The organism is Candidatus Methylomirabilota bacterium (genome assembly GCA_036002485.1).
In the GTDB taxonomy this organism is placed as follows: Bacteria; Methylomirabilota; Methylomirabilia; order Rokubacteriales; family CSP1-6; genus AR37.
On sequence record DASYTI010000247.1, the window covers coordinates 1 to 3360 of the forward strand.

Sequence of the window (3360 nt, forward strand, 5' to 3'; positions counted from 1 at the left end):
GCCCACACGCTCCTCGCCGGCCTCGCTGCGTCCACGCTGGTCTACGCCATCGCCGTGATTCTTGTCGCGGCGGGTGTGTATCAGCTGTCGCCTCTCAAGCAGGTGTGTCTGCGGGTGTGTCGCAGCCCGCTCGGGTTTCTCCTTGGCCACTGGCGCGCGGGCCGCCAGGGTAGCCTGGCCCTGGGCTGGTCACACGCGCTGTACTGTCTGGGATGCTGCTGGGCGCTCATGCTGGTGCTCGTTGCCGCCGGCGCGATGGGTCTGCCGTGGGTGCTGCTCATCACGGCTCTGGTCGCGGCCGAGAAGCTGATGTCGGGCGGAGAATGGATTGCGCGGATCGCCGGGAGCGCGCTCGTGCTTCTGGGCGTGACGGTAGCCCTTCGGCCTGATCTCGTGACCGCGTTGCGGAGCGGTCATCCGATGTGATCGAACGCGTCACCGATGGAGGAACATCATGGCGAGCCCCGAGTGGAAGATCAGCGGCGACTATTTCGAAGCGTGCAGTTGTGACTCCGTCTGCCCGTGCCCGACCTCCGGCCTGGCCGCGCGGCCGACCCAGGGTCACTGCGACGCCGGCCTCGTCTTCCATGTGGAGCGCGGCTCGCATGGCGCGACGAAGCTCGACGGCCTAAACTTCGCCGTGCTCCTCCATACTCCGGGAGCGATGGGCGCCGGCAACTGGACCGTTGGCGTGATCGTAGACGAGCGGGCCACCACCGAGCAGCGTGAGGCGCTGGCGGCGATCGGCAGCGGACAGGGCGGTGGTCCGATGGCCGCCCTCGGGCCGCTGGTCGGCCGTTTCGCTGGGATCGAAGCCAAGCCCATCCGGATCGAAGGTAGCGGGATGCGCCGATCCGTGTCGATTCCGGGGGCGCTCGACCTTGCCATCGAGGGAATTGCCGGCGCAAATCAGAACGAGCCGATCTACTTCGACAACGTCGGTCACCCTGCCGCGACTCGCCTGGCCCTCGCGAAAGCGTCGAGGGGTCACATGCACGCGTTCGGGATCGACTGGGACGACACCTCTGGCAAGAACAACGGGCACTTCGCTCCGTTCTCCTGGAGCTCGAGCTAGAGGGAATGGCCGGCGGGATTCGGCAACGGGAGCGACCCTCTGCCGAAGGCTTATGTCGGATTGTAAGACCTGACCCCAGCAAAAATGTCGGATTGTAAGACCTGACCCCGAGGAGGATCGCGATGGCTGGCACGGTGGGATTTATTGGGCTCGGAAACATGGGTGGGCCGATGGCGCTGAACCTCGTCAAGCACGGCTTCTCGCTGGTGGTGCACGACATCGATCCCGCGAAGGCCGACATCTGGCGCACGCGCGGGGCCACCGTGGCCGACTCGGCCGAGGGGGTGGCGGCCAAGGTCGAGCGCACCATCTGCATGGTAGAGACGACGGGGCAGGCCGAGGCGGTCATCGCGGGCGAGCGCGGCATCATTCGAAGCGCGCAATCCGGACACATCGTCGCCTGCATGAGCACCATCGACCCGCTCGTGGCCCGGCGGCTCGCGGAGCAGCTCGCGACTCGAGGGGTCGCGATGATCGACGCCCCGGTCAGCGGAGGCACGGAGCGCGCGGCCTCGGGCGAGCTGTCGATCATCGTGGGAGGGGCGGCCAAGACGGTCGCCGCCTGCCAGGATCTCTTCGGCGCCATGGGCGCGAAGGTGTTCCATGTCGGAGGGCTCGGGCAGGGGCTGGCCATGAAGCTCGTCAACAACATGCTGGTCCAGGTCAACACGGTGGCGGTGGCCGAAGCCCTCGTGCTCGGCGTCAAGGCCGGGCTCGATCCGAAGGTCATCTACGACGTCGTGCGAGCGAGCACGGGCAACAGCTTCGCCTTCGAGACGCGCGCGCCCAGGATCCTGAAGCGTGACTTCACGCCGGGCGGCACCGTGGACATCTCCTTCAAGGATCAGGAGCTGGAGACGGCCTTCGCCAAGCAGCTCGGCGTGCCCCTGCTGCTGGCCAATGTGAGCCAGCAGGTCTACCAGATGGCGCGGGCGGCTGGATTCAACAAGGAAGACGGCTCCGCGATCGTCAAGGTGCTCGAGCGGCTGGCCGGCGTCAAGGTCGGCGGCTGAGGTGGTAACCTATGTCCTGGTCCACGGAGCGTATCAGGGCGGCTGGATCTGGAAACCCGTGGCCGAGCGCTTGCGCGCTGCCAGCCATCGCGTCTACGCGCCCACGCTCGACGGCTGCGCCGAGCGGCACGATCAGGTCCGCCCCGGAATCACCGTGGGCACGCACGCCCGGGAGGTGGCCCGGCTGCTCTTCTACGAAGACCTTCACGATGTAGTGCTCGTGGGCACCAGCTCGGGCGGCATGGTCATCTGCAAGGCGGCCGAGCTGGCTGCCGATCGTCTCGCGCGGCTCGTCTTCGTGGATGCCCTGGCCCTGCTGCCCGGCGAGCGCGTGAGCGACATCGTGAACCGTCCCGCCGCCAACGAGGTGACCGAGACGACCACCGCCCCCACGCGGGCGGATGTGGCAGGGCGGATGTTCGCCGATCTCGAGCCGGCCACGCGCGAGTGGGCGCTCGCGCGCTACACCCCCCATCCCATCGCCGCGCTCGAGGCGCCCATGGAGCAGACGAGCTTCTGGGAGGGCGCGTGGAAAGCGGTCGTGATCCGGTGCCGACAGGCCCGTAACCCTCCGGAGTCGCACCAGCGCCGCACGGCCGAGCGCCTGAAGGCCAGCTACGCGGAGATGGACACCGGCCACTATCCGATGCTGAGCCAGCCCGACGAGCTGGCGCGCCTGCTCATGTGAGGCGGTCTGGCTGACATGAGTGACGCTGATTCGCGTGCCGTCACGCTCTCGCCGTCCCGTCAGATGATGCAACTGATCTGGCCGGGCGTATTGGTCGTCCAGGCTGTTCACGTCGCGGCCCGGCTGGGCATCCCCGATCTCCTCTCCACGGGCCCTCAAACAGTGGACGAGCTCGCGCAGGCGGCCAAGGCTCACGGCCCCTCGCTGCGGCGTATCCTTCGTGCGCTCGCCAGTCTTGGTGTCTTCGCCGAAACGGCAGATGGCCACTTCGAGCACACGCCGCTCAGCGAGACTCTGCGGAGCGATCATCCGCAATCAGTTCGCCCCTGGGCTCTTCTCCTCGGCGGACAGCTGTTCTGGAGACCATGGGGAGAGCTGTGCGAGTCGGTCATCAGCGGCACATCGAGCTTCCGACGCATCTACGGCGAGCCCTTCTTCCAGTACCTCGGATCGCATCCGGACGACGCGGCGATCTTCCACGGCGCCATGAGCTCCGGCTCCGCGGAGCGACTCCCCGCGGTGCTGGCGGCCTACGACTTCTCGGCGTTCGATCGGATCGTCGACGTGGGCGGCGGTCACGGCGC

General features: G+C 67.6%; 5 protein-coding genes. All 5 read left to right on the forward strand.

Going from position 1 to position 3360, the window contains the following annotated elements:
• On the forward strand, positions 1-426 hold a 426-nt coding region (locus tag VGT00_21360), incomplete at its 5' end, for a DUF2182 domain-containing protein (protein HEV8533979.1).
• A 28-nt stretch (positions 427-454) separates the two neighbouring features.
• Positions 455-1075: a DUF1326 domain-containing protein gene (locus tag VGT00_21365; GenBank protein HEV8533980.1), complete on the forward strand. Its 621-nt coding sequence runs from the start codon at positions 455-457 to the stop codon at positions 1073-1075.
• A gap of 122 nt (positions 1076-1197) precedes the next feature.
• Positions 1198-2088: an NAD(P)-dependent oxidoreductase gene (locus VGT00_21370; GenBank protein HEV8533981.1), complete on the forward strand. Its 891-nt coding sequence runs from the start codon at positions 1198-1200 to the stop codon at positions 2086-2088.
• Between the two features lies 1 nt (position 2089).
• Complete coding sequence (locus tag VGT00_21375; protein ID HEV8533982.1) at positions 2090-2776, forward strand: alpha/beta hydrolase; 687 nt, start codon at positions 2090-2092, stop codon at positions 2774-2776.
• A 15-nt stretch (positions 2777-2791) separates the two neighbouring features.
• Positions 2792-3360: methyltransferase (locus VGT00_21380; protein HEV8533983.1), on the forward strand; the 569-nt coding region annotated here is incomplete at its 3' end.